The 25,727-nt window shown below is 57.0% G+C and carries 18 protein-coding genes and 1 pseudogene; 14 read left to right on the plus strand and 5 right to left on the minus strand.

Going from position 1 to position 25,727, the window contains the following annotated elements; translation table 11 throughout:
• Positions 1-116: 116 nt before the first annotated feature.
• The 3 genes from argC to CAY53_RS05505 are packed head-to-tail and all read left to right on the plus strand — an operon-like array spanning position 117 to position 2,541.
• Positions 117-1,157: an N-acetyl-gamma-glutamyl-phosphate reductase gene (gene argC, locus CAY53_RS05495; protein WP_104936272.1), complete on the plus strand. Its 1,041-nt coding sequence runs from the start codon at positions 117-119 to the stop codon at positions 1,155-1,157.
• Positions 1,157-1,927, plus strand: a complete 771-nt coding sequence (truA, locus tag CAY53_RS05500) for a tRNA pseudouridine(38-40) synthase TruA (protein WP_104936273.1) — start codon at positions 1,157-1,159, stop codon at positions 1,925-1,927. Before argC ends, truA begins: the two co-directional genes overlap by 1 nt.
• 2 nt (positions 1,928-1,929) lie before the next feature.
• Positions 1,930-2,541 carry a Maf family protein gene (locus CAY53_RS05505; RefSeq protein ID WP_017865908.1) on the plus strand — a complete coding sequence of 204 codons (612 nt, stop codon included), beginning with the start codon at positions 1,930-1,932 and terminating at the stop codon, positions 2,539-2,541.
• A gap of 3 nt (positions 2,542-2,544) precedes the next feature.
• Here CAY53_RS05505 and CAY53_RS05510 read toward each other — a convergent pair whose 3' ends face one another.
• The 3 genes from CAY53_RS05510 to CAY53_RS05520 form a co-directional block, all read right to left on the minus strand.
• Complete coding sequence (locus tag CAY53_RS05510; RefSeq protein WP_104936274.1) at positions 2,545-3,858, minus strand: TRAP transporter large permease; 1,314 nt, start codon at positions 3,856-3,858, stop codon at positions 2,545-2,547.
• Positions 3,855-4,448, minus strand: a complete 594-nt coding sequence (locus CAY53_RS05515) for a TRAP transporter small permease subunit (protein WP_104936275.1) — start codon at positions 4,446-4,448, stop codon at positions 3,855-3,857. The genes CAY53_RS05510 and CAY53_RS05515 overlap by 4 nt, the downstream gene beginning before the upstream one ends.
• Positions 4,449-4,530: 82 nt before the next feature.
• On the minus strand, positions 4,531-5,850 hold the full coding sequence (locus CAY53_RS05520; protein WP_104936276.1) for a TRAP transporter substrate-binding protein: 1,320 nt from the start codon (positions 5,848-5,850) through the stop codon (positions 4,531-4,533).
• Between the two features lie 1,117 nt (positions 5,851-6,967).
• Here CAY53_RS05520 and CAY53_RS05525 point away from each other — a divergent pair.
• The 3 genes from CAY53_RS05525 (at position 6,968) to CAY53_RS05535 (ending at position 9,817) form a co-directional block, all read left to right on the plus strand.
• Complete coding sequence (locus CAY53_RS05525) at positions 6,968-7,213, plus strand: hypothetical protein (RefSeq protein WP_104936277.1); 246 nt, start codon at positions 6,968-6,970, stop codon at positions 7,211-7,213.
• Between the two features lie 253 nt (positions 7,214-7,466).
• Positions 7,467-8,927: a sigma-54 interaction domain-containing protein gene (locus tag CAY53_RS05530; RefSeq protein WP_104936278.1), complete on the plus strand. Its 1,461-nt coding sequence runs from the start codon at positions 7,467-7,469 to the stop codon at positions 8,925-8,927.
• A 404-nt stretch (positions 8,928-9,331) separates the two neighbouring features.
• A complete protein-coding gene (locus CAY53_RS05535) occupies positions 9,332-9,817 on the plus strand; it encodes a C-GCAxxG-C-C family protein (RefSeq protein WP_104936279.1) in 486 nt (161 codons plus the stop codon).
• Between the two features lie 315 nt (positions 9,818-10,132).
• Here the strand turns inward: CAY53_RS05535 and CAY53_RS05540 are convergent.
• Positions 10,133-11,038, minus strand: a pseudogene (locus CAY53_RS05540) (IS30 family transposase); the annotation flags it as partial.
• Between the two features lie 999 nt (positions 11,039-12,037).
• Here CAY53_RS05540 and CAY53_RS12535 point away from each other — a divergent pair.
• The 8 genes from CAY53_RS12535 (at position 12,038) to CAY53_RS05580 (ending at position 20,178) form a co-directional block, all read left to right on the plus strand.
• A complete protein-coding gene (locus CAY53_RS12535) occupies positions 12,038-12,352 on the plus strand; it encodes a transposase (RefSeq protein WP_146106414.1) in 315 nt (104 codons plus the stop codon).
• A 145-nt stretch (positions 12,353-12,497) separates the two neighbouring features.
• Positions 12,498-13,445: a tripartite tricarboxylate transporter substrate binding protein gene (locus tag CAY53_RS05550; RefSeq protein ID WP_104936282.1), complete on the plus strand. Its 948-nt coding sequence runs from the start codon at positions 12,498-12,500 to the stop codon at positions 13,443-13,445.
• Between the two features lie 55 nt (positions 13,446-13,500).
• Complete coding sequence (locus tag CAY53_RS05555) at positions 13,501-13,947, plus strand: tripartite tricarboxylate transporter TctB family protein (protein WP_181040442.1); 447 nt, start codon at positions 13,501-13,503, stop codon at positions 13,945-13,947.
• 20 nt (positions 13,948-13,967) lie between these two features.
• Complete coding sequence (locus CAY53_RS05560) at positions 13,968-15,452, plus strand: tripartite tricarboxylate transporter permease (protein ID WP_104936284.1); 1,485 nt, start codon at positions 13,968-13,970, stop codon at positions 15,450-15,452.
• Positions 15,453-15,488: 36 nt separating this feature from the next.
• Positions 15,489-17,261, plus strand: a complete 1,773-nt coding sequence (locus CAY53_RS05565) for an adenylyl-sulfate reductase subunit alpha (protein WP_104936285.1) — start codon at positions 15,489-15,491, stop codon at positions 17,259-17,261.
• A gap of 15 nt (positions 17,262-17,276) precedes the next feature.
• Positions 17,277-17,606: a 4Fe-4S dicluster domain-containing protein gene (locus tag CAY53_RS05570; RefSeq protein WP_104936286.1), complete on the plus strand. Its 330-nt coding sequence runs from the start codon at positions 17,277-17,279 to the stop codon at positions 17,604-17,606.
• A gap of 11 nt (positions 17,607-17,617) precedes the next feature.
• Positions 17,618-18,307 (plus strand): Crp/Fnr family transcriptional regulator, encoded by a 690-nt coding sequence (locus CAY53_RS05575; RefSeq protein WP_104936287.1) that lies wholly within the window; start codon positions 17,618-17,620, stop codon positions 18,305-18,307.
• A gap of 896 nt (positions 18,308-19,203) precedes the next feature.
• Positions 19,204-20,178, plus strand: coding sequence for an omptin family outer membrane protease (locus CAY53_RS05580; protein ID WP_104936288.1), 975 nt, complete (start codon positions 19,204-19,206; stop codon positions 20,176-20,178).
• A gap of 333 nt (positions 20,179-20,511) precedes the next feature.
• Here the strand turns inward: CAY53_RS05580 and CAY53_RS05585 are convergent, their stop codons facing one another.
• Positions 20,512-25,620, minus strand: a complete 5,109-nt coding sequence (locus CAY53_RS05585) for an alpha-2-macroglobulin family protein (RefSeq protein WP_181040443.1) — start codon at positions 25,618-25,620, stop codon at positions 20,512-20,514.
• Positions 25,621-25,727: the final 107 nt, after the last annotated feature.

The raw sequence follows: 25,727 nt of genomic DNA on the forward strand, positions 1-25,727 counted from the left end.
ATAACGAGCAGGCTCGTTATCCCTTTTTTTTATTGTTTCAGCAGGTGGCGCTCAGAACGGGACAGCCGCTGCCTCGCTCATTTTTCCACTCTTGTCTTGAACGAGGAGGATTCGTGATGCTCGATGTCGGCATTATAGGGGCTTCCGGCTATACGGGCGTTGAGTTGGCCCGGATTCTTGCGGTGCATCCCGAGGTCAGGCTGACGGTGGCCACTTCCCGCCAGTATGCGGGCAGAAAAATGGCCGAGGTTTTTCCCAGCCTGGCCAAGCGGCTCGATGTGCTCTGCGAGAATCTGACGGTGGACGAACTCCTGCCGCGTGCGGATTTTTTCTTTGCCGCAGTGCCGCACAAGACCGCCATGGACATTGTGCCCAAGCTCTTGGCAGCCGGCAAAAAGGTGGTGGATCTGAGCGCCGATTACCGCCTCCACGATCAGCGGGTCTATGAGGAGTGGTACCAGCCCCACAGCAGTCCGGAGTTTCTGGCCGAAGCCGTGTATGGCCTGCCGGAGCTGTACCGTGACCAAATCAGAACAGCGAGACTGGTGGCGAATCCGGGCTGCTATCCGACTTCGGTCATCCTGGCGCTGACCCCGCTGTTGCGGGAGGACCTGATTGAGCCGGGCACCCTCGTCATCGATTCCAAATCCGGCACCTCGGGAGCAGGCCGCAGCGCCAGTGTCGCCAATCTCTACTGTGAGGTGGCGGACAGCTTCAGGGCCTACAAGGTGGGTGGCAAGCATCGCCACACCCCGGAAATCGAGCAGGAACTCAGCCTGGCTGCAGGAGCTCCGGTGCGTGTGACTTTCACGCCGCATCTGTTGCCCATTTCCCGCGGGATCCTGAGCACCAGCTACGCCACGCTCACCCCCAGGGGGGCAAAGGCCGACATCTTCGCACTCTATGAAGCTGCCTACAAGGACGAACCCTTTGTGCGCGTGCTGGCGCCAGGTGAGCAGCCTGCCACCCACAACGTGCGCGCTTCCAATTGCTGCGACATTGCCTTTGCGCTCGACCATCGCACGGGCCGCATCATCGTCACCTCGGCTATCGACAATATTGGCAAGGGCGCATCCGGCCAGGCCGTACAGAACATGAATCTCATGCAGGGCTTTGCCGAGGGTACCGCACTGATGGGGCCGGCCTGCTTCCCCTGATGTCTCGTCTCATCAGGCTGCTGCTGGCCTACGACGGTACGGCCTATTCGGGCTGGCAGCGGCAGGCCCAGGGTGAAAGCACGGTGCAGGCCACGCTGGAGGCAAGACTGGCGCTCATCTGCGGTCATGCGGTCACGCTGCACGGCGCAGGCCGCACGGATGCGGGGGTGCACGCTCTGGGCATGGTGGCCCACTTTCAGACCATGGTCAGTCACCCGCTGGCCGCCTTCTCCAGGGGCCTGAATGCCCTCCTGCCGCCGGATATCCGCATCCTGGAGGCACGCGAAGCCGGGCCGAACTTCCACAGCCGCTTCAGCGCCTGCGCCAAAATCTATCGCTACGATTTTTATACCGGCCAGATTCTGCCGCCTACCCGGCGGCTCTACCTGGGCCATATTCCCGGTGATTTCGATGTGATCCCGGCTAGGGCCGCGCTGGCTCTGCTCTTGGGCAGCCATGATTTTCTGTGCTTTGCCCACGCGCCCGACCTGCATGAAGGCGGCCGCGGCACGGTGCGCACCCTCTATGCCGCCACTTGTGAGGCCATGCCGGATTTGCCCGGGGGCTGGTCACTCAGGCTCAAGGGCGACGGCTTTTTGCGGCAGTCGGTCCGTATCATGACCGGCACAATCGTGGAAATCGGCCAGGGTAAAAGAATGGTCGCCAGCATCCCGGCCATTCTGGCCGCAAAAGACCGCCGTCTGGCTGGCAAAACGGCACCCGCCTGCGGCCTTTTTCTGGAACAGGTCCTGTATCCTGAAGGAGTGTAGCCATGTTTGTCGCTGCCTGTCCCCTTGTCCTGGCCTCTGCCTCACCCCGGCGACAAGAGCTGCTGCGCGTGCTGGGCCTGGATTTTGTCTGCATTCCGGCCGAGATCGACGAAAGCGCCTGGCCCGGTGAGGATGCGGCCGGTTTTGCCACACGCATGGCCCGGGAGAAGGCCGGAGCGGTGGCCCGGGCGCAGCCTGCCGCTGCCTGTGTGATCGGCGCCGATACCGTGGTTGCCATAGATGGCCGCGTTCTTGGCAAACCGCAGAATCATGCCGAGGCGCTGGCCTTTCTTTCGCTGCTGAACGGCCGGACGCACACCGTAATCACGGGTTACAACGTCAGGGTGGGGCAGCGCGGTCTCAATCTTTCCGGCCATGTCTGCAGCCGGGTACAGTTCGGCAATTTCCCGGAAGAGGTCTTGGCCGCCTATGCGGCGACCCCTGAGCCCATGGACAAGGCCGGGGCCTATGCCATGCAGGGCGCGGGCTGTTTTCTTGTGAGGGCTGTCGATGGGTCCAGCAGCAATGTCATCGGCCTGCCGGTCGGGGAACTGGTGCAACTGCTCCTGCAGCAGCAGATTATTGCACCAGTTGGCGGGAGCCTTTGCAGATGAAGCTTAATGGAAACCGCCCATCATACCTCGAACAGGGCCCAGGACGATGTCCGGCCAGATGCAGATGGCCAGAATGGCAATGACCATCGTGCAGATGAAGGGAAATGCGCCCCTGTAAATGGTCATGATCGGGATATGCCTGCACACACTGCGCACCACGAAGACGTTCAGTCCTACGGGGGGCGAGATGCCTGCCAGTACCATCATCATGGTCACAAAAACACCAAACCACACCGGGTCGACGCCGTACTGTTGGGTGATCGGAAACATAAAGGGCATGGTCAGCACCAGGATCGACGTGGATTCGAGGATGCAGCCCAGTATCAGGAACAAAACGAACATGGCGAACAACAGCGTGTTGTAGGACATGTTGAAGCCCACAAACATATCAACCATATGCCGGGTCGTGCCGGTGGTGACCATGAAGCGGGCCATGAGCCAACCGCCAATAAAGAGGAAGAAAATGGCGGCACTCATCTTGGCTCCTTCCTTGAAGGCAGGTACAAGTAATTTTTTGGTTAAACGGCCCATGCACAGGGCAATGAGCATAACGCCGATCACACCCAGTGCAGCGGCTTCGGTGGGGGTGGCCAGTCCGCCGTAAATGCCGCCGATGACGATCATGAAGGTGAGCATGACCGGAATTGCGGCGGGAAGGCAGTGAATACGTTCCTTCCAAGTGGCATGCAGTTGTTTGGGCCCCATGGCGGGGGTGATGCAGCACCGGATTACGCAATACAAGGAAAACAGCGCCGTAGTCAGCAGGCCGGGACCAAGAATAGCTATAAACATTTCACCTGCCGACTGATCTGTCAAAACGGCATAGATGATGACAAAGACTGATGGCGGAATAATGGCAGCCAGGCCTCCAGATGCGGCAATGGCGCCAGAAGCCATTCCTTTGTCATACCCTGCCTTTTCCAGTTCAGGAATGACCGTGGAGGCCATGGTGGCAGCCGCTGCCGCAGTGGACCCGGTGACTGCGCCGAAGCTGGCGGCGGCCATGATGCCTGCTGCCGCAAGACCGCCGGGCAGGAAGCCGATCCATCGCCGGAAAGCGACAAACAACTCGCTTACAATGCCGGTATGATAGGCGATGGACCCCATGAAGATGAAGAGCGGGATGCTCATTAAAGAAAAGTTGCTGGCCTGCTCCCATGCCACAAACATGGTTTGGGTGGCTGCGTTGACTGGCCCTAGCGTGAAGCATAAGCCGGTGCTGGCAACCACGCACATGGCATAGGCCATGGGCATGCCGAGTACGGCAAGGGCAAGCATGGTAATGATTCCTGCATAGCCGAGCATGACCATACTCATGATTTGCCTCCTGCGCGAAGTTTGCGGTAGCAGTCAATTGCATTGCTCAGCAGCGCGAGGGCCAGTATCAGAAAACCCAAGGTCATGATCACGCGCATGGGCCAGAAGGGGGCGCGGAAGTCCGTGCCGCTTTCCTGCATAAGATACGACGTGCGGATTTCGATGCTGCTGCGGATGGTTGCAGCCAGCATCCACAGAAAGCAGAGTGAACGGGTCAGCATGTCGCAGATCAGTTGGGCTTTCTTGGAATAGCGAGCGTACAGGATGTCAAGCAGGATGTGGCCGCGGTCCAGTTCTACCCGGGGCACGGCGAGAAAGATGCCTGCAATGAGGAAGAGCCCGCTGCCTTCGATAGCCCAGGAGAGGGGCGTAGCAAAGAAATTGCGGCCTGTTACGTCGATCAGGATGACGATCAGAATGGCCGGGTAGAACAGGTACATGCTGAATCCCAGAATGAAATTGGCCAATTTGTCCACAACTTTCATCCATCGCGTGGGCGGCGGGGCGGGCACCGGCTCGACCGATACATCCTCCGACGCCAGTTCGGCCCGGCCGGTTGTCGGGTCGGTATGGTTTTCTTGAGCTGTCATAGGCTGATTTTCCTGAAAAGAAATGGTGTCCGGGGCTCCGACAAGCGAAGCCCCGACGGACTGTGCTGACCGATGTGCCGGCTTAAAAACCGTCAATGATGCCGTGGATCATGTTCTTGGGATCCTGCACGTATTCACGGATCTGCCGGATGCTCATGGCGTTGTACTTGGCAGCTGCGGCGCGGAAATCCCTGACGAACTGGTTGCCGGGCAGCCCTTTGCCTTCGCAGTCCTTGGCAAAGGACTTCCAGACTTCGTCGCCCACGGCAACCCAGCGTTTCTTTTCCTCGGGTTCCAGAATGATGATTTCGTTGCCTGCGGCCTTGAGACCTTCAAAACCGCGGTCCTCAAGCTTGGTGTAACCTTCGGACATGTGGTTGGCTGCCAGACGGAATTTGAAGTACAGTTCCCGCTGCATTTCTTTGGAGAAACCAGCCCATGTTTTTTTGTTGATGCCATAGCTTATGGCAGTGTTGGCCATGCCGGTGACCGTGATGTATTTGGCCACTTCGTGGAATCGCCAGGGAATCATGCTGCCTACGGCCCAGGCCACACCGTCAACGACGCCGCGCTGCAGACCAACAAAAACGTCGGGCGTGGGGATAGCGACGGGAGTTGCGCCTAGGGCAATGAGCGTGTCACGCATAACGCGGCTGCCGAAACCCATGATGCGTTTACCTTTGAGGTCTTCCAGTTTGCGTATAGGCGTGGTGCAGATGAGCCCCTGCACATCGAAGTGGGGGATCCATGCCAGGTGTATCTGCTGGGCCTCAAACTCTTTTTTGAAGTATTTCGGGTACATTTCCTCCATGATCTGGGTGGCCACCACCACGCTGTTGGATAGAAAGGGCAGACCGTCGGCGTGGAACAGATTGAATGCACCCTGATTGTGGATGTGGTAGGCCTGGCCAATGTCGACCAGACCGGCGCGGAGAGCTTTCCAGCCGTCCACCAGGCTGTGCAGGGACTGGCCGAAGTAACGATCGAATCTCAAGCGGCCTTCAAAGAGATATTCCAGATAGCTGAAGGTTTCCCAGTGAATGCCATGGCCGATGTCGCCGGCGTTGGGATAGTAGCAGGAGCACTTGAGGGTAATGGCGTCCTTCTTGAAATCCCCGGGTTTCATCTGGGCCTTGTCTTCGGGCTTCAGCGGGCGGTCCTTGGCCTCGGCACCGTAGTAGATCCAGCCCGTGTCGTTATCGGCTGTCCGCTCCGGCGTGATTTGCGTTACATAGGGCATGTTGCCGGGAGAGGCCTCAAAGTCGGCTGGCGAGTCCCCTTCGGCAAAGGCCAGCTTGTCCAGCAGGGAATTGCCAAAGGAAGCGGCAACGGCCGTGGCAGCGGCGTTGCGCAAAAAGGTGCGGCGGGTTTGGGAGAAGGGAACTGTGGTGGCAGATTTCATAAGTTTTCTCCTGAATGAATTATGTTTGAGGCAGTTGCGACCGCGTGTTCAGAGGTTGCTTGGTGCTCGGGCGGTTTACATACACACAACTGTCCCGCAAAACTCCCGCAAAACATTGATGAGTTGCGGGACAGTTGTGTGTTGCTAAAAAGAAAGTGTTGCAAGAAGCGGTAATAATGCTGCAATTGCAATATGTGTGCCAAAAATATAGGATATTTTTTATATTAAATATTCTTATTCCAATTATCGAATATTTTTATAAAAAGCCACAGGTTAGCATCAAACGGAGCAAGAGACCGGAAATCAGGTTGCCATGACGTTCCCGGAAGTGTCCCTTATGCGGTACACAGTGTCCTGCCCGATGACAAGGTGATGGTTGCCCAACAAAACGGGAAAAAGGCAAACCTGCGTGGAGTGGTGGTGATTCTCTGGTCGGGGGCGGCTTTTTCGTTGGGTAAAATGAGCTGATTTGCGGGGCAGACTTCCGGGAGCGTCGGCATGGATCGGGGCAATTTGGGCAAGGATGGCAATTCCTTTCGTGAAAACGACAGGTCAGGTACAAGACCAGACCCGCCGGAGCGAACCAGGGGGCATACCGTTCTTCAACTCTAAAATCTTTTAATCCATGGAAAACTGAGCCAAAGTCCGTACACGGGCTTTTTTGAGCTGCTGCCATGCCGGTAGAAGGCGATCTGTTGCATGAGTTCATCATCTTTGAGTTGAAAGCGCTGCCGCTACGGTTGGACGGGAAGATTGGCGCACAGATTGGATGGTTACTCGGTAAGCGCAAAAAATGTGCCGCTTGTGACCGGTCGCGGCAGGACGTCGCTGCATGCCGATTTGTGTATTACGCTGTGATTGGGCAACTACCAGGTTTTTTTACTCGGTGGACGGATTCCGGTGTCGGAAGCATGGACGGACGCCATGGTCCGAACTGGAGCCGATACAGTGCACATGTGACAGATTGGTCAGAAAATGGCGCAGATCGTGAGTCGCATCCGATGTGGGCTCCCAGCGGGCATCGGATCAATGCGTGACAAATCACCGCACCTCCTGTTTTCTGGAACAGATATTGCCCTTGAAAGAACAACCTGTTCACGCTTGGGAGGAAAGCCTTATGATGCAGAGAGCACTTGCAGCCGAAGTCACGCTCAGCTTGAGCGTGGAACCGTCTCGGGAGGAGCAGGAAATCTGCACTGCGGAGGGTATTCCGCTTGCCGTGGTAGACCGCGAGGCGGAATTGTTTGGCACGAGCTACGCTATCACGCTTGATCACAAGTGCTTTCTGGTCATTAAACCGGTCTGGCTCGGATTTTGCGGTCCGCGGCGGGAAGGTACTTGGCCTACAGAAATGTCTGAATAAAATATATAATAATATCGGAGTGATGAACAGTTGAGAAGATGGTGAAACGATTTGTTTGACACAGGGTCGGTACAGAATGTACCAGCGTGGAGCAAGTCGTGCGGCGATTGCCGGTCTCTGGCAGGAGCGACCCAGAGGCAGGCAAGGGCATTGCGTCACTGGGTAAATTTGGGTAATATGCCAAAATATCACGTAAAAAAGGAGAATATTGGTCCAAAGCCCATCCCGCCAAGACGCAAAAGAATAAACTACCATGCAGTTCTTCAATCCCAAAATCGTCAACTCCATGGAAAAACTGGCCCAAAGTCCGTACGCGGGTTTCTTTGAGCTGCTACATACCGGCATCGCCCTCATGTCGGCGGAGGGCAATTTTCTGTACAGCAACAAAGCCTTCATCAAGCTGTTCAACCTGCCGGTCGACATCATTGGCAAGCATGTGTCGGATTTCTTCCTTACCGCCGAGCAGGGCGTTATGAGCGCCATCCGCGACCGGAAGATGGTTGTCTGCTCCAGCCTGACCACCACCAACGCCGAGGGCATTTCCTTCCGCTATCCGCTGATGAACGATCAGGCCGAGCTGCTGGGCATCATTCTGGAGAGTATTCCCAGCACCTTCGGCGAAACCACGCTGAGTGACCTCATGTCCAGCGTGCGCGAAATTGAGCAGAGCACCAGCTACCTTGAGCAAAAGGCCAACCGGAAGCACGGGATGCTGCACACCTTTGACAGCATCATCGGCGAAAGCAAAGCCATTCTGGAGATGAAGCGCTACGGCCGACGTTTTGCCCGGAGCAAGGAGCCGGTTCTGGTGATCGGCGAAAGCGGTACGGGCAAGGAGCTGGTGGCCCAGGCCCTGCACTCGGCCAGCCCCCGCGCCAAGAACCCCTTCATCGTGGTCAACAGCGCGGCCCTGCCCCGGGAACTGATGGAATCCGAGCTGTTCGGCTACGAAGGCGGCGCCTTTACCGGGGCCAGGGCCGGCGGCGTGGTGGGCAAGTTTGAACAGGCCGACACTGGCACCATCTTTCTGGACGAAATCGGCGAGCTTCCGCTGCCGGTGCAGGCCAAGCTGCTCCGAGTGCTGGAAAGCGGAGAAATCCAGAAGATCGCCCACCGCGGGACGCTCCACTCTGACTTCCGCCTGATTGCAGCCACGAACCGGGACCTGAACCACTATGTGGAGGAGGGCCGCTTCCGCGCCGATCTATATCATCGGCTGAACATCTTTGAGCTGAAGGTGCCGCCGCTGCGCGATCGCATCAGCGATATTCCCCTGCTGGCACGCCGCTTCATCGAAACGGAGGTTGGCCGTAAACGGTCCACGGAGATCCGCATTTCCAGCGAGACCTACCGCGCGTTCAGCCAGTACCCCTGGCAGGGCAACGTGCGCGAGCTCAAGAATGTACTGACCTATGCCCTGTACGCCCTGGAGGACAGCGACAACGTGCTTTCCCTGGAGCATCTGCCCCCGCGCTTTCTGCGCACCCTGGAGCTGGCCATGGAAAGGGACGAGGAAGCGCCGCTTGTGGAAATGCAGAATCTGGCCCAGGCCAATGCCCAAGCCGAGCGCAAGACGCTGGTGAACATGCTGGAAAAGATGCGCTACAACAAGACGCTGACCGCCCGGGCGCTGGGTATTTCCCGCAACAAGCTGTACCACAAACTGCATGAATACGGGCTGCTTGAGGGTCTGGCGGATTCGAAGGAAGAGTGAGCGCAGCCAATGACGCCCGCGAAGAGCCGCCCCGGATGCCGCCCTGCCGGCCGGAGCGGTTTTTTTGTGGCCGGATTGCCACTGCCGGAGACACTCTGTTGCGAAAGTGTCTCCGGCAGTGTGCACTTGGTGTACATGGAGCCGGGCGGCGCTGGCTTGTCCAACCGTCTGTGCGCCGTTTTTGCGGCAATGGCTGGCCGCTGGTCGAAGCGGTTTTGTGCCCGCAAAAACAAGGCATTGGCTTGGCCGCGCCAGCCCCCACCTGCCGGCTGGCATGTTCCTTGCTTCGCTGCCGATCAGTGCAGGTGGGCGGCGGACCGCAGGAGCATAGGGCCTGCCGCCCGGACAGGATGGCCGGACTGGCCCCGACGCAGGGGCCGGCAGGCAAATCAGGGAGGCAATAAGTGGAAATTGCAGAGGATTTTACTGAGCTCGTGCGCAAAAAGGCGGAAAAACACTACCGCCAGGGCCGCTTTTTCTGTGGTGAATCGGTGCTGCGCGGCATTGTGGATGTGAGCGGCCAGAAAGAGCGGCGGGCTCTTGTGGCGCTGGCCTCGGGCTTCGGCACCGGCATGGGTGAGGCCGGCTGTGCCTGCGGTGCGGTGGTGGGCGGCATTATGGCCCTGGGCCTCTTCTTTGGCCGTACCATGCCCGGCGATCCCAAGGTGAACGCCTGCATGGCGTTGGCCCGAGAACTGCACGACCAGTTCCGCGCCAAACACCGGAGTGTCTGCTGCCGCGTGCTCAATCGGGGCGTGGTGCATGACTCGCCGGAGCAGCAGGAAAATTGTGCCCAGCGCACAGCCGACGCTGCGGGAATAGCGGCCGCGATCATTGCCCGGGAGCTGAAGAGGCAGGCCCGGGACGCTGAAAAAAAAGCAGGCCCATAAGAGGACAGCGCCATATCAGAAGAAACGGCAGCACGCATTTCCCGTGCATTCGTTCTGCTCACCGCAGGCGGCACCTTTCTGCATGCCATCTGTGCCGGTTTCCTCGACAATTACGGCATCATGCTGCCGTATCTGGTGCAGCGGGCCGGCATTTCCTATGCCACGGTCAGCTTTGTGATTGCCTTGGGCCTGCCGCTCTTCGGCCTGTTGGTCCTGCGCAGCTCCGCCCGGCGGGTGCTCTGTCTGGGCGCGCTGATGATGCTTTCCGGCCTGCTGTTGCTGCCCCTGTGCCGAAGGCCCCGAGGCTGACGCTGGGCGTTCTGCTGCGTTCCTGAGCATCTTCTTCGTGATCTTGTGAAAGCTGATGCCCCTGGGAAAGTACTGCCGCAAAAGCCCGTTGCTGTTTTCGTTCGTCCCACGTTGCCACGGGGCATGTGGTTTACAAAAATACGTGCGCAGGCCAGTGGCCAACTCCAGAGCCCTGAAGCCTGCCACTTCCGAACCATTATCCAGCGTCAGGGTCTGCCTCAGCTTTGACGGCACAGCACGCAAGCAGGAAATGAGCCCCGCATTGAAGGACGCGGCTGTCTTGTCTTGTACCCTGGCCAGCAGCAGAAAGCGGCTCCTGCGTTCGTTACAGGTGAGCAGCGCTGCTTTTCCTTTGGAGGCACAGACAAGGTCTGCTTCCCAGTCCCCAAAGCGGGTTCTCCCGGCAACAATCCCCGGCCGCTGGCTGATATCAATACGTCCGGGGAACAGGCGCCGTCCCTGGCCATACCTGGCTTGCCGCCTTCGCCTTTTGTGGGCACGGCGTAAATGGCGGTAGCTGGTATCGCCGAATTGTGCCGCTGCATAGACCCAGCGGTAGATAGTCTCTGTACTGATACGCATTTTTTGATCCTCTGGATACTCCAGACGGATGCGGCCCGCGATCTGCTCGGGAGACCAGTTTGCACGCAACTTTTCATCGACCCAGGCAAGCAGTTCGGGCCGATTCATACAACGGTAATGCCTTGCTCTCTTTCGCCTTTTGTGGGCGCGCCGCTCTGCGCTCTGCGCACGATAGCCTCGTTTTGCAGAGCCCACGTTGCGGCTCAGTTCCCGGGAAAGCGTGCTGTGACTCCTGCCCAGGCCTCTGGCCATTTCCCGGCAGCTCAGGCCCATGGACACAAAGAGTTCGATCCTGATGCGTTCTTCCAGAGTAAGATGGCTATGGGACATGGCGGGCTCCTTCTGGCTGAGTGGTTGTTCGTGCTTCCACACTCTACCAGAATCCCGCCTTGTCCTTTTAACTTTTCATGCCCCTACCAGGTGGTGCGTTTGGAATGAGAATCTACCGGCTCAATGGGTCGGGAAATGCCCAGCATTTGGCTGCCCACAGGGTGGAGATGCCGCCTTTATCCGAGGAGTCATGAGGCAAATGGCCCAGAACCATCTGACCAGAGATATCCTGGTGGCGTGAAGCGCGGCGTTCCGGCAATTAAGGCCAGCCTGATGTCGGCAGCGTGCTCATTGGCAGAACCTGCATGAGGCAATGAGGTCGTCGCCCCTGAATAACTTTCAACCATATGAAATATTGGGATATTACTTCGTACAGCCCAAAAAGCCGATTGCAGGGCCTCTTTGGATATGTTCCGAAGTCCTCTCGAAAATATTCCCGGGTCGGAACCATGAATTGTATCGCCTGAGCAGCCCTGATCGACCGGGCACTGCCTGAACAGGAGTTCGGCGCAATCCATTTAAGAACATGGCCGGCCCGGCTTCCCATCCATCCTGAGGGCAGGCCTGTCCTGCTTCAGCCACGCTTTCAGACCCTCTGACAAAGAAACCGTGCGGCGTTGCTGGAAAACCCGTACTACCAGTATTTCTGCGGGGATGCGTACCTTTGTCATGGCTACCCATTGTTCCGTCTTCGCCTTGCCGATAGCGCAAAGCCATCGGCGAGAAGGCTTGCGAGCTGATTTTGCAGGTGACGGAACAGGTTGGCCTGGCCAGTCGGAGGGCTCAGGGCAGGCAGCCTTGAGCGGGTCTGCATCGACATCACCGTGTAGGAACAGGTGCCTGGCTATCCGACAGATGCGCGCCTGCTCAACAGGAGCCGTGTGCGGCGTGTCGGGAAATATGCTGTGCGGCTGCGGCAGAACTGCAAGCAGCCTGACTCCCGTGGCCTCGATGTGGTTTGGCCAGCTTTGCACGCTCGCCAGGTGAAACGGGCGCGGCGTGGACTGCATCGATAAAGGCAAGGCGCACAGAGGGCAGATCGAGCTGTTCTTCAGGTGGATCAGGCAGCGTCTGAACGTGAGGAGTTTTGTGGATACAAGCACCAGCGATGCGAATGCAGTTGCGGTTCGCCTTGTGTGCCTGTCTTCTGGTGGCGTTTCTCAAGTTCAGAAGCCGCCAGGGGCATGCAGTATTGCAGATTTTGCGACCCGTGCAGCGCAATGTGCTCGAGCAGCGGGATCTGGCGGGGCTCCTTTGCCCGAACAAACAGAAAATACCATTAAAAATCAAACAATTAGAATTACTCCAATTTAATGGGGCAGCAGTGATACGCCAAATCCGAATCAAATGACGAGGAGCCAGAAAATGTCATTTTTATACGCCAGATTATAGAATTTTTTGTACAGAAAATTAAGAATACAAGAGAAGCAGAAAATCATTATAACGAGAGGAGACAGGTATGATAAAATTGTTATCTGGTTCGATTATGTGCATATTTTTGCTGATTACATCCCTTGCTCACTCAGCAGACTATCCTGATCATCCTGTCAATATACTCACCATGACTAAACCAGGTGCACAAATTGACTTACTTACACGTGCATTAGCTGAGCAACTGAAAAAAACATGGGACCAACCTGTCATTGTATCCAATAAACCGGGTGGTTCGCACGGGAGCGTTATGGCCAGCGAGTTAGCGAACGCACCCAACGATGGGTATAGTCTTGGCGTTTCTGCAACGGGCGCTTTCACTTATTCTCCAAACTTTCTCCATACCACCTACAAGCTGGATGATTTTCATTATTTCACACTACTCGGTCTGAACCAGAGTGGTATCATTTGTGCTCCTGATCGTCCCTGGAAAACTCTGAAAGACGCATTCATATGGGCAAAGAAGGCAAACAAAGGCCTAACCTATATGTTTCAAGGATCGGATGATCGTGACGTCATGAGACGCATTGCACAAAATGAAGACGTCAAATTATCTTTGATGCCCAGTACTGGTGGCCCATCTGTTATAACTGCCGTTATGGGTGGTCATGCTGATCTTGGACATGTTGGAGCCATTCTCTTTGATTATGTTACTGAGGGTAAAATCAAGTGTCTCGCAGCATCAATACCGGTACGTTTTACAGAACTTCCTGATATTACAACTCTCAAGGAACAGGGATGGAACGAATCTGTTGAAATGTATCTAGTGCTTGTTGGCCCAAAGAACTTACCGGAGAATGTCGTAAAACGCATAGACGATGCCGTACAATCTTTAAAAGAAAATCAGAAATATAATACATTTGTACAGGAAAAGCTTCATATTATTCTGACTGATTACGGTCATGAATATGCACAGAAGTATATGGAAGAGACCTCTTTCCGTTTTGCAAAAGAAAAGGAAGCCTCTGAGAAATAATCATCATACACAGCGAATATCTGGCTCTCCAATATCACCCACCTCGGAGAACGCTATGACAACTATCCAGCGTGACACTATTTCCTATACTGTTATTGCTTTGGCCAGTGGAATTCTCCTTCTCTGGATCATACCTGCCTTTTCACCCGAATATCCCGGATACGGAGCACCGGCCACGCTTGTCCCAGATATAGCAGCCGGGTTCATGCTCGGGCTTTCCCTGCTTGGCCTGCTCAAAATTGCATGGACAAGAGCCGGTTACGAAAGAACGAAGGTGGATGGCGTTCATTGGCTGCATCTGGTCAAATTTTTCGTTCCATGTGGCATAATGATGCCTGCCATGCACTACTTGGGTTTCATCCCTGCCGGAGTCCTCTTTCTGCTTGTGATTCAACTCAGTTGCGGACAACGCCATCCTGTTCCACTGGTTCTGGTCGCTGTCCTGCCGGTTGTGCTTGTCTACCTGCTTATGCGGTACGTGCTCAGTGTTCCCATGCCATAATCGGACCTCGGGGGCAAGCCATGCTTGACATTATTCTTGCCGGTTTTGGCAATGCCCTGCACCTGGACAACGTTTTGTTCGTCCTGCTGGGCGTTATCGTGGGGGTCATGGCCGGCGCCATACCTGGCATCAATGGACCCATGGCCATTGCCCTCTGTATCCCGCTTTCCTATTATATGTCGCCTGTGGCCGCCATCGGCTTCCTTGTCGGCGTAAACAAGGGGGCCTTTTTCGGTGGCTCGATTCCCGGCATCTTACTGAACACGCCCGGAACTCCGGAATCTGCCGCGACCACATGGGATGGGCACCCTTTGGCTCTGCAGGGCAAAGGAGAAAAGGCTCTGCGGGCAGCTCTGTATTCGTCGGTAACCGGCGACGCCTTTGCCACCCTGCTTCTTGTACTTGTCGCCGCCCCCCTCGCTGCCGTTGCTCTCTACATGGGGCCTCCGGAGATTTTCGCGCTCGTCTGCATGGCAATGACCATTATTGCCGGTCTTGGCACAAAATCCCTGATCAGAGGCCTTATTGCCGCTGCGCTTGGCGTACTGGTCAGCATGATAGGTATTGAGCCTGTTTCCGCTCTGCCGCGCCTTACCTTTGACATTACACCGTTGGAACGCGGCATTTCACTCATACCCATCGGCATAGGAATGCTGGCCTTCTCCGAAATCATCATACAGCTCGAATGCCTTGTCGGTGGCGAAGGACGCCCAGAAGTCATTTCCTTTTCCATCTGCAAGGAAGATCGGAGTATCTCCCTTAAAGAATATCTGCGCTGTTTCAAGACGCTGATTTTTTCCGCCTTTGCCGGTTCCGTAGTTGGTGCTTTACCCGGACTTGGAGCTCCGGTGGCCTCCTTCTTCGCCTATGATCAGGCCGTCAAGCGCTCAAAGCATCCAGAGACCTTCGGCAAGGGTGAAATCGAGGGCATTGCGGCATCCGAAGCAGCCAACAGCGCCGTAGCCGCATCAAGCCTCATCCCGCTGTTCACCCTTGGCATTCCCGGCAACATGGCCGCCGCCCTGCTGATCGGGGCCTTTGTAGTGCATGGAATGACCCCGGGCCCACTCATGTTCGAGCAAAACACCGAATTTATCTATGCAGTCTATGGTACCATCATTATCGCGAGCTTTTTTCTGTTCTGCGTCGGAAGAGTGGGTATCAGATTGTTCTGTAGATTGATGCAGGTACCCCCCCCGGTGCTGTATCCCATCATAATATTCACCTGTACAATGGGTTCCTATCTCTCCCAATATTCAGTTTTTGATATAATACTGATGATAATATTTTCTCTCCTCGCCTATTTTATGAGAAAATTCGATTATTCTTTGATATGTCTGATAATTGGCTTCATTCTGGCTCCTATCTGGGAGACATCATTACAACAGATTATCATTGCATCAGAGCAGGATCCATTCATGTTTATTAAGCATCCACTTGCCGACATTCTTATATTGATAACCATATTCATTATCATAAAAACTGCTTTTATAGCAAATAAATAACTGGAACACCATGAATTATCACAAGGAGTCACTTCCATGGCACGCATAAAGACAGCACATGCCATCACCTTTAATCCTGAAAATCTCGCTGGTATAGAGCGTGTTGAAATCACGGCCGATCTGCTCGTCATCGGCGGAGGCAATGCTGGTTGCTTCGTGGCAACGGAAGCAGCCAAAATCAACTCCAAACTCAAGGTCATCATTGCTGAAAAAGCCGATATTAGACGATCAGGTGCCTGCTCAGCCGGTATGGATGCAATAAATACTTATATCCCGAAAGGAAAAACACCTGAAGACTTAGTTCGCTGGAGTCGTGCTCAGGTGGGCGGAGGGCCTCTGCGCGAAGATTTGGCCCTGTCCAATGCCCGCGAACTCAACGAGTGTGTGGAAGACTTGGAACGCTGGGGGCTTCCCATACTCAGGGACAAACAAGGGAACGCTTCCTATCGGGGGAAATGGGATATTTCCATTCACGGTGAACAGCTTAAACCCATTATGGCCGAAAAGGCGCTGGAGAGCGGTGCGGATGTCTACAACAGAGTGGCGATCACATCGTTGCTCATGTACGATGGATTCTGTAGCGGAGCCATGGGATTCGGCATACGCGACGGAAAGTTTTACATTTTCCGGGCCAAGGCGACTGTGGTCTGCACAGGTGGAGCCGGGACACTCTACAAATCGTATACTGCCGATTCCACGGACAGTGGTTCCCAGATTTGGATGTGTCCGTACTGTGTGGGAACAGGGTATGCCATTGGTTTCAGAAAGGGCGCTGAGCTGACCAGTATGGAACAACGTTGGGTCGCGACTCGCTCCAAGGATTTCTGTGGACCGATCGACACCATTTCCGTGGGGTATAAATCGGCCATTATCAACTCCAGGGGTGAACGAGTTATGGAACGCTACAAGGACCTTGGGGGGGATGCTGCGCCTCGATATATTCGCGCCAACGCACCCATGGAAGAATGGCTGGCAGGACGTGGCCCGTGTTACTGCGACACAACTCATCTTCAGCCAGAAGAGGCGGAAGATTTGCTTATTGACTACCTCAACGAAAGGCCATCCTTTGTTTTGTTTCTGGCCAGCCGAGGCCAGGACATTACAAAAGAGCCCATCGAAATCTACGGTTCTGACCCCTACATTGTTGGTGGACACACCGGCAGTGGCTTCTGGGTTGACACAGCGCGCATGACAACCCTTCCCGGCCTCTTCGCCGCCGGAGAGACCGCAGGGGGCAACCCGAATAAATTTGTCGGCGGCTGTGCTGCAGAAGGCAAACTCGCGGCTCGTGGGGCCATCACCTGGGTAACAGGGAAAAAGCTGCCCCCCCTTGATGAGCGCCAGGTGCAGGATGAAAAGGACAGGATCTATGCACCAATTCTCACTAAAGATACAGACGGCATCAGACCCATAGAAATGAAGGAGCGTCTGCAACGACTCATGGACGAATACGCAGGTGGTATCAGTCAATATTACCGAACTAATGAGGAACGCCTTGACTATGCTTTGAAACACATAAAGATACTGCAATCGCAATTCGGCTACCTGAGAGCTGCGGATCTGCACGAGCTGATGCAGGCCCATGAAACCATGGACAGGGTCGACGTGGCCGAAGCTGTTGTGCATCATCTGAAAGCTCGAAAGGAAACCCGCTGGCCGGGATGGCAGACGCGAAGTGATTACCCAAAACGTGACGACAGGCATTACGATTGTTTTATCGAATCAAAGCGTGATCCGGATACAGGTCATATTATCACATTCACGCGCCCCTATACACAGCTCATATCTGGCAACAGACGCCAGGCATAGAATGAGGCATACATTATGCCACCGATAGTAAATGTAAAAAAATGCAATGGATGCAAGGGACGAGCAGAGACGTTTTGCGAAGAGATCTGTCCCGGAGACCTTATGATGCTCAATCCCGAAACAGGGAAAGCCTGCCTGCGCTCACCGAGAGATTGCTGGGACTGCATGTCTTGCATCAAGGCCTGCCCTACAGGAGCGCTTGAAATTAAAATTCCCTACCAGCTTGGATATCACAAGGCCAGACTCAAGCCGATTATGGGTAAGAATAGGATTACCTGGAAATGCCGTGATATCAATGGCAAAGAAACAACATTCTCCTTTGAAAACAGAAAGCCTGTCACCTAGCCGAGGATAGCGTGCAAAATTTCTGGCATCTCGAAAAGGAAAATTTTTTTGCGGGTCTTGAGAATGAAAAAAGACAGTTCCTGACCCTCTCCCGACGCCAGGAACTGGAAAAGAATAAAACCGTCTTTATCGAAGGCGATGCCGGAATCTCCTGTTTCTATATAGAATCCGGCTTGATAAGAATTTTCAGTGAAGTGCCTTCCGGAAAAGAATCCACTCTTTTTCTCCGCCAGGGCGGCGAAATTTTTGGACTTGCAGAAGTCATGAATCGAACGCCACGGGTGGTTTCGGCACAGGCGCTTTGCAGATCAATTATCCACACGATAGAGCAACCTGACTTCGAACGGCTTCTGGAAGGAAACTTTTCTCTTGTCCGCCGGGTCATAAGCATTCTCGGGCGTCGGTTGCGATATATGGGCAAACGCCTCAGCAGCCAGAATGGAGATGTTGCGCACAGACTGGCTTTTTTACTCATAACCTTGGCATACGAGAATCTGAAGAAGACATCCAACTGGGAAGTTCCCTGTCTTCTCCCCCATACCATATCTCAAAACCAGCTTGCTGATATGATCAGCTCGACTCAGCCAACAATCAGCTTAGCCCTGCATGAATTCAGAACCAGCGGTCTGATTGCCGTATCGGGTCGTCGCATTACGCTGCTCAAGCCGATGGCCCTCATACTCAAATTCATAGAGGATTGATCTGTCAGCCTGTTTGATTTTAATCCTCCGTCGAGGAGCCAAAAAATTAGCGGCCGCCTGACACGTTCTCCGTCTCTCCGGTAAGTGCCGGCACTTTTCGCCCTTTCAGGTAAGCGGTCTGTACATCCCCGGCGATACGGCGGTTGTGGACCGTATCGCCCGAGAGTATTGCGGAACATATCCTGAGTCGGTGTATCGGCGGAATCTCCTGTCGGGCAGCACCTACGACCAGACCTCCAGTTGCACCGGGGCGGTTTCCGGGCGTGCTTTGGAAACCCGGTCCATGCCCGGCTACCAGGTGCTGCCCGACAGGAGCGATCCCTGCGTGTGCAGCTCTTTGTTACCGAAACAGACAATGTGTCCCTCTACAGTTCTGGAGTTCCCCCAAAACCACGCTGTACCGCCTGGTGCTGGCGCAATAAAGGTATGTTCGCTCAGGATCAGGGCCTTGTTGGCAGGAGCAGAGCCTGAACCCGCTCGGATTGTTGCACTCCTTCCGGTACTCTTGCTGTTCGCCCTCTTGGCCAGAGGGCAGGATGCAGGAGAGAACTGACCGCTGTGAACATCCGTGCCGTGGACAAAGGTGTCTCCAATGCACTGATGCTCCCGCAAAATTCGGCAGCAGAAAATTTGCAGACTTTTTTCTGCAAGGCGGCTTGCCAATCAGGGAGTCCCGGTTGACAATATGGGACTGATTCGTGTACACACAATCAAGACGTAGGGAATGTTGCGATCACATCCCGGCTTGGGAGCGCGTGTCACCTGCAAAAACCTGGGGGCAGGGAAGCGCCACTTCATGCCGGCCTTCGGGACTTCTCGAATTTGCCCGATCAAGTTTGAAAGGAGCGCAAGCGGATGCGCTTTGTTACATCACTTGTTCTACAAGGAGCAGAAGCATGAAGAAGAAAAATTGTGTGGCAATGCTCGCAGCCGGTCTGTCCCTGTCTGTGCCGGTGTGGGCCAACGAGGCGGCCCTTCCCGGCGAGTCTGAAACAAGCATCCAGATTGAGCAGGAAATGCTTGTCGTTAAGGCGCATATGGGCGTCGGTTACCTGAATGGCGATTCCTCCGAGCTGGTCTACGGGGAGAATGGACGCAAGCTCAGCGAACTCAACTGGGAACTGGACGATGTCCCCATGCTGAATGTGGGCGGCTCCATCAGCCCCCGCTCCTGGCTCACCATATCGGCCGATTTCTGGACCCGCCTGAACCGGGGCAGCGGTACCATGGATGATTACGACTTCTTGGCTATCAACTACGATGGCTATACCCACTGGTCGCATCATGACAATACCGACCTGACCCAGGGCTTCATGTTCGACCTCAACGCTGCCTTTACCTTCTACACCTTTGAGGAAACCAGCTTCAGCGCACTGGTCGGCTACAAGTACGACACCTGGGAATGGGAGGCCAGGGGCGGTAACTATTTCTATTCGGACTACGTACTTTTCGACACTGTCGGTTCATTTTCGCCCGATGAAAAGGTCATCACCTACAAGCAGTGGTTTCATGTGCCCTATATCGGTGTAGGCTTCCACTCTACGGTAGGCCCGGTCTTTTTCATGGGCAGGGTGATCGCCTCGCCTTTGGTTTTTGCCGGGGATGAAGACATACACCATCTGCGCAACCTGCGCTTTGAAGAGGACTTTGACGTCTCTTCCATGTATGGCCTGGATCTCGGCCTCGGTTACAACATCACCCCCAGTCTCGCGGTATCCGCCATGTTCAGGTATCAGAAATACGAGGAAGCCAAGGGCGATACCACGGTCACCGATCTGACAACCGGCGAGAAACGCTACTTCTCCGGTGATGTTGCCGGAACAGATCACAGCTCCAGTACGGTTTCTCTGGGACTGCAGTATCGCTTTTAACAACCAAAGACAGATCAGGAAATAGGAAACAGGGCGCGGCCGATGTGGCTGCGCCCTGTTTTTTTGTTATATCCAGGGCAGAAACGAGCCTGCTTTGACCAGCCTCTGCCCTGCTGTTTTGATTGCTTATCAGTGAACTTGTGTGGAGAGAAACGCTGATGGAGGCGCCAATGCAACGCTGCTTGGTATCGGTCATTGGCAGCGGGCAGCAGGAGAGCAGACGAGCGGGACTGATTCCTGTTGCGCCTCCGAAATCAGTCCCCTGTTTGTTGTCCCCGGCCTGCACCCCCGCTTTCCGGGCAGCAGCAGGCTGGGGCTTTTCGTTTTTCCTGCCTACTTCGCCCGGCCTTCCACCACCCTGATGAGGCCGCCGCCCGGGGCAAAGCCGTTGACGGCAGGCCGGTACATGTCTGCTGCCGAAAGGGAGGGCCAGGTGTAGAGACCAGGCGTCACCGCCCGCACCCGGTAGAACAGGTCCTGCGGATAGGTGTAGGTGGAGTCCCTGTAGCGGTAATCTGTCAGGTTCAGGGCGGCCACGTAGCGGTCTTCCCGGAATTCCTGATGCACGATCTGACTGCTGGCCATGCTTGCCGTCACATTTTTGCCGTCAAGCTCCAGTTGTTCCATGCCCTCGCCACGCACCAGATTGAGATTCTCGATCTCGAGTCCGGCCGGGATATGGTCTTCCACCAGCACATTGGCAATCGGGCTGGAGCTGAGCACGTGGATGTGCACGTAGTAGCTTTCGCCGCTTTGCATCCGGTCGCCGATGAAGGGCGTGCCGTCGGCAGTAAAGACCCTGCGTGACAGGCTGATGCCCTGTTCCCGGGCCTCCGGCCGCACCCTGGCGCGGCCGCTCACCACCAGCTCCGCATAGAGAGGCCTCTCCGAGTTGTTGGTCACCTTCAGTCCTGCGAGCACGTCGCGGGGCGCCACCTGCAGGGTCACGTTATCGCTTTCCTCGAGCTGGCGCGGATTCGCGCCACCCTGCACCGTGGCCCGCCACGGCCGCCGGTTTTCCTGCTCGTCCGCCTCGAGCACCCCGCTGCCAGCGAGAAAGACCGCCATCTGTTCCTGGGTGCTGAACCAGCGCTGCTGCTTCAGGATATTGGCCAGCCGTATGAGCAGATTGTCCCGGCCCGTTGCCGGAATTCTGTGCTTTTTGAGGAGCGCGTAGGACAGGGCCACATCGGTCAGATCGCTCCCATAGTCGCCCCACCAGCCTTGGATCCGCGCCTTTTGCAGGCCCTCATCAATGGCGATCCTGCCCTTTTTCTCGTCGCCCATCAGGTGCAGGGCCAGGCCCAGATGAACCAGCGAGAGGCCGGAGGTGGCCGAGGCGCGCAGCTCATGGAGCCGGCGCAGGGTGCTGAGCGGCGCTCTGGCATCCCGGGCCAGCACATAGGCTCCATAGGCCAGGACATTGAAGCGGCCGGCTCCGGCGTAGGTATCCGACCAGACCCGGCGCTCCTGTGGCTCGTAGGCTTTGCCGGAAACGCCGCCGATCCCTTCCTGCAAATACTTCAGGAGAAAATCCATGGTCTTCCGCCGCATCCCGGCCGGCACCTCGAAACCGCGTTCGCCGGCATCCTGCAGAAAGTTGCCCACATAGGCGGAAAGCCAGTATTCGCCCTGACCGCCTCCCCAGAGGCTAAAGCCGCCCTCGGTTCCCTGAGCGGCCTCCAGCTTGCCCATGGACTGGCCCACGATTTTGGCGCGTTCCTTGAGTGTAAAGGGCTTCAGGCCCAGCCGCTGCGCCATGTTTTCGTCGATGAAGAGGTGCGGATAGGTTGTGCTCGTGGTCTGTTCCACGCAGCCATAGGGATAGACAAGCAGGCCCTGCACCGCGCTCTTCACGTCCAGAGGCGGCTTGTCGGAGATATTGACATGGGCCAGCACGGTGGCCGGCAAGAAATCGGCCAGATCTTCCTTGATGGTGACAAGCGCTCCGGGCTGGATTTCGGCGAACTGCCCTTTCTGCTGTACCGGCGTGAGCGGCTTGACCTCCAGGGCGAAGCTGCGGTCCAGAGAGAGCGGGCCCACCCCGGTCCGGCCGCTGACCTGCACGCGCAGATCGGCAAGGCCCAGGAACTGCCGGTCTGCCGTCAGGTTGAAGGTCAGTATTTTCTTTTCCTGATCGGCAAGCTGCACATCCTGCTCCGGATTCTGCACCAGAATCCCGGTAACCGGCGGCATGCGCACCTTCAGGCTGGCCGGGCCGCCGGAGAGGTTGTGCAGATCCAGTGCGACCCGGGCCTCGTCGCCCCAGTTCATGAAACGCGGGGCCGAGAGCTCGGCGATCATGGGCGCCGCCACCACGACCTCGCGGTCGGCCGAGCCGTAGCTGTCCTCGGTGGCTGCCACGGCCATAAGCCGGAGGGTGCCGTTGAAATCCGGCACCGGCAGCTTCACCGTGGCCTTGCCCTGGGCGTCCAGCTCCACCGGGCCTGAGAACAGATCCACCAGTCGCACCTTTTTGGGCAGCCCCTTGGAAGTTTTGGGCGCGGCATCGCCGCCAAAGCGCAGGCGGCCCTTCCGGCCTGCCATCTTTTCGATCAGGCGGCCGTAGATGTCGTGCAGATCCGCGCCGTAGCGCAGTTGTCCGAAGAAATAGCGGAAAGGATTCGGAGTGGCAAAGTTGGTGATATTGAGAATGCCCACATCCACGGCGGACAGGGTCAGCAGCGCCTTCCTGCCGGCCGCCGCCGGCACCTCGACCTGCACCTCCAGGTCTTGCTCGGGCTTCATCTTGTCCGGAGCGGCCACGGCCACCTTGAGCCTGCGCTCGCCGCGCTCCAGGGGCAGGGGCGCCAGGCCCAGGGCCCGGGCCGGCGTAATGCTGTCGCCTTCGCTGCCAGGCCGGAACACCAGCACGTTCACGTACAGATCATGGCTCTTCCAGGCGGCATCGATCGGAATGCTGAGCGTGGTGCCGCCCTTGGGCATGGGCAGGCGTTTGACCCAGAGCGTGCGGCTGCCCTCCACGGTCACCAGCGCCTCGCCGCCATGCGGCGGAGTGATGGTGAGCTGGGCCTTGTCCTGACCTTCGCGGTAGGCGGGCTTGTCGAAGTCCAGTTTCACCTTGTCCGGCCGCATGCCCTGATCTTCGGCAGTCTTGGCGCTCCAGCCCGCATAGAAGCGGTATTTCATGGTCTGGCCGCTTGCCGGGTCGCTGATCTCCAGCCGGTAGCGGCCGTAGTTCACGGGCACCGTCACCTTGCCGCGCTGGTCTGCACGCAGGGCGAGCGGGGCGCTGTGCACCAGTTCTTCGGTTTCGGTAAAGCCGTCCGACCAGCCGCGACCGTCCTCGTAGCGCCAATAATAGTGCCGGTCCTCGTGAAAGAGCCGGACCGGCAGCTCGGAGGCTGCCAGGAGCTGGCCCGCCTCGTTCACGCGCACCACTTCGAAGGAGACCATCGCGCCTTCCGGGGCATAGTCGCCAGAAAAGAGCGGCCGCACGCCCACAAGCGTTTCGGCAGGCCAGAGCACGCGTTCAAGAGAGCGCACCACCGGCCGGCCCCCGCTTTCCAGCAGGCTCACGGTCGTCCGCACGCTGATGGGCGAATGCTGGTCACTTGCCGGAGCAAGCTCCACGTCCAGCTTCGCCTTGCCCCTTTCGTCGAGTTTGGCCTCCGTCAGCTCGCGCCGCTCATGGAAGCTGTCCTCATTGGCATCGCCAAAGACAAAGCCAGGCAGGCTCTGGCTCAACGGATTCACGCAGCGCTGAAACTGCACCACACCCAAAAGCCGGTTGCCGGCAGCCGGTGCGCCATAGAGATAGGTGCCGGTGGTGGCCAGGGTCAGCTTGCCGTCCGCCCGCAGGCCGCTTTCCGGAGCAGCCAGACTGAGCTTCATGCGCTCGGGCAGAAATTCCTCCACACCGAAGCGGAACACCGTTGCCGGCACTTCGTCCGCCGGGTCGGCCCGCAGCTCCAACTGCCAGAAGCCGGTGGGCGCATCCAGCGGCAGCTCAATGCGCTCCTGGTAATAGCCGGACAGATCGGCGCTTTTCCACATGGAGCTGAACTGCTTCTTGCCATCCGGCCGCTTCAGAACGGCCTGCAGCGGCAGAGGGGGCAGTGCCCGGCCGTCGGCGTCCCGCGCCAGCACCGAGAGGTCGAAGTGCTCGCCGGGCCGGTACAGATCGCGGCCCGACCAGGCAAAGAAGCGCACCGGCTTGCCCGGCTCGCCCTTGATGCTGTATTCGGACAGGTCCAGAGCCGGTTCCTTGAGCGCAATCATGGCCACCTGAGCGCCGAGCTGCGCCTGAATGACCGCCGCGCCTTGCGGACGCTGGTCAAAATGCGCGCGGCCCTCGCTGTCGGTCGTGCCCTTGGCCAGCACTTTGCCGCTCTGGTCCAGCCAGCGCAGCGCCACCCGCGGCACGGCCTTGCCGTCTGTCAGCGAACTCACGTACACATCCGCGTTGTCGGTGAAGAGCCGCGCATGCAGGCCCAGGTCGCTCACATAAAAATAGGTGGTCTGATACTCATAGCGAAAGCGGCCGGGCTGACTCATCACCGCTACATACACGCCGGGCGCGGCCAGTTCCTTCAGGTCTTCCACGGGCAGAAAGGTCACGGCCCGGCGGTTGGCTTTGCTCTCCGTGACGAAACGGGCGGCATAGACACTTTCGGTCATGTTGTGGAGCTGGTCCAGATCCCAGTTATCCACGGCACCGTGCAGTTCCGATTTCCCCTCCGACTCCTGCCCCCGCGGTGCGGCAATGACCTTGTCCAGAAATTCGGGCAGATGGTCATCACGTACGCGGAGAAACTGTACGTCCACCTCCGGCACGTTGACCGTCACCACCGGCAGGCCGCCGTTCTGCCTGGCCGGCAGCACCATGCCGCGGCTGGCGAAATAGTAGGCCGGGCTTACGGCCGCAGTACGAGCCCTGAAGCTGTGCACTTTGCCCAGACGATGCCCCGCCTTGTCCGCAAGTTCCCCATCCACCTGCACCCTGTAATCGGCCTCCGGCGTCACATGGGGAAAAAAGAGGATACGCGGGTTTTCGCCCAGCACCCATTTGCCGTTTACCGCCGCGCCAGCCGGCATCTCGCCCGATACTTCCCTGATTTCGCCGGGAGACAGACGGGCCTCGCCGCTTGCTTCCTCTGTGTCCGAACCCTCCTGAATCTGCGGCTGCATGACCCGGATGAAGCGGTCATACGACTGCTTGGGGTCCAAAGGATTGCTGAAGGTCAGGGCCAGGGCAGGAGAGCCGTCCAGCTCCCGCTCGCTCAGGCTGATTAGTTGGAAGGCGCTGTCCGACTCGGCTGTCCCGCTTTGTGTCGGGGCTTTTTCCTGGGCGCTGGCTGCGGATTTTGTCTGCCCTGCCGCATGAAACAGATCCCGCCAGCCAGCCGGAGCAGGGCCGGCTGTCAGCAGAACGCCTGCGGCCAGCAAGAGGGCCGTAAGCCACAACGGTCTTTTTTGCATGATACTCTCCTGAACAAAGGTGTGTGAGGGGGCCCCGGCCCAATCCGGACAGTCTCCTGTATGCCGCATGTACTGCCCTATTCTGCGGCTGACTGCAAGCTTTTTGC

Origin of the sequence: Desulfobulbus oralis, from assembly GCF_002952055.1 — a bacterium.
In the GTDB taxonomy this organism is placed as follows: Bacteria; Desulfobacterota; Desulfobulbia; order Desulfobulbales; family Desulfobulbaceae; genus Desulfobulbus; species Desulfobulbus oralis.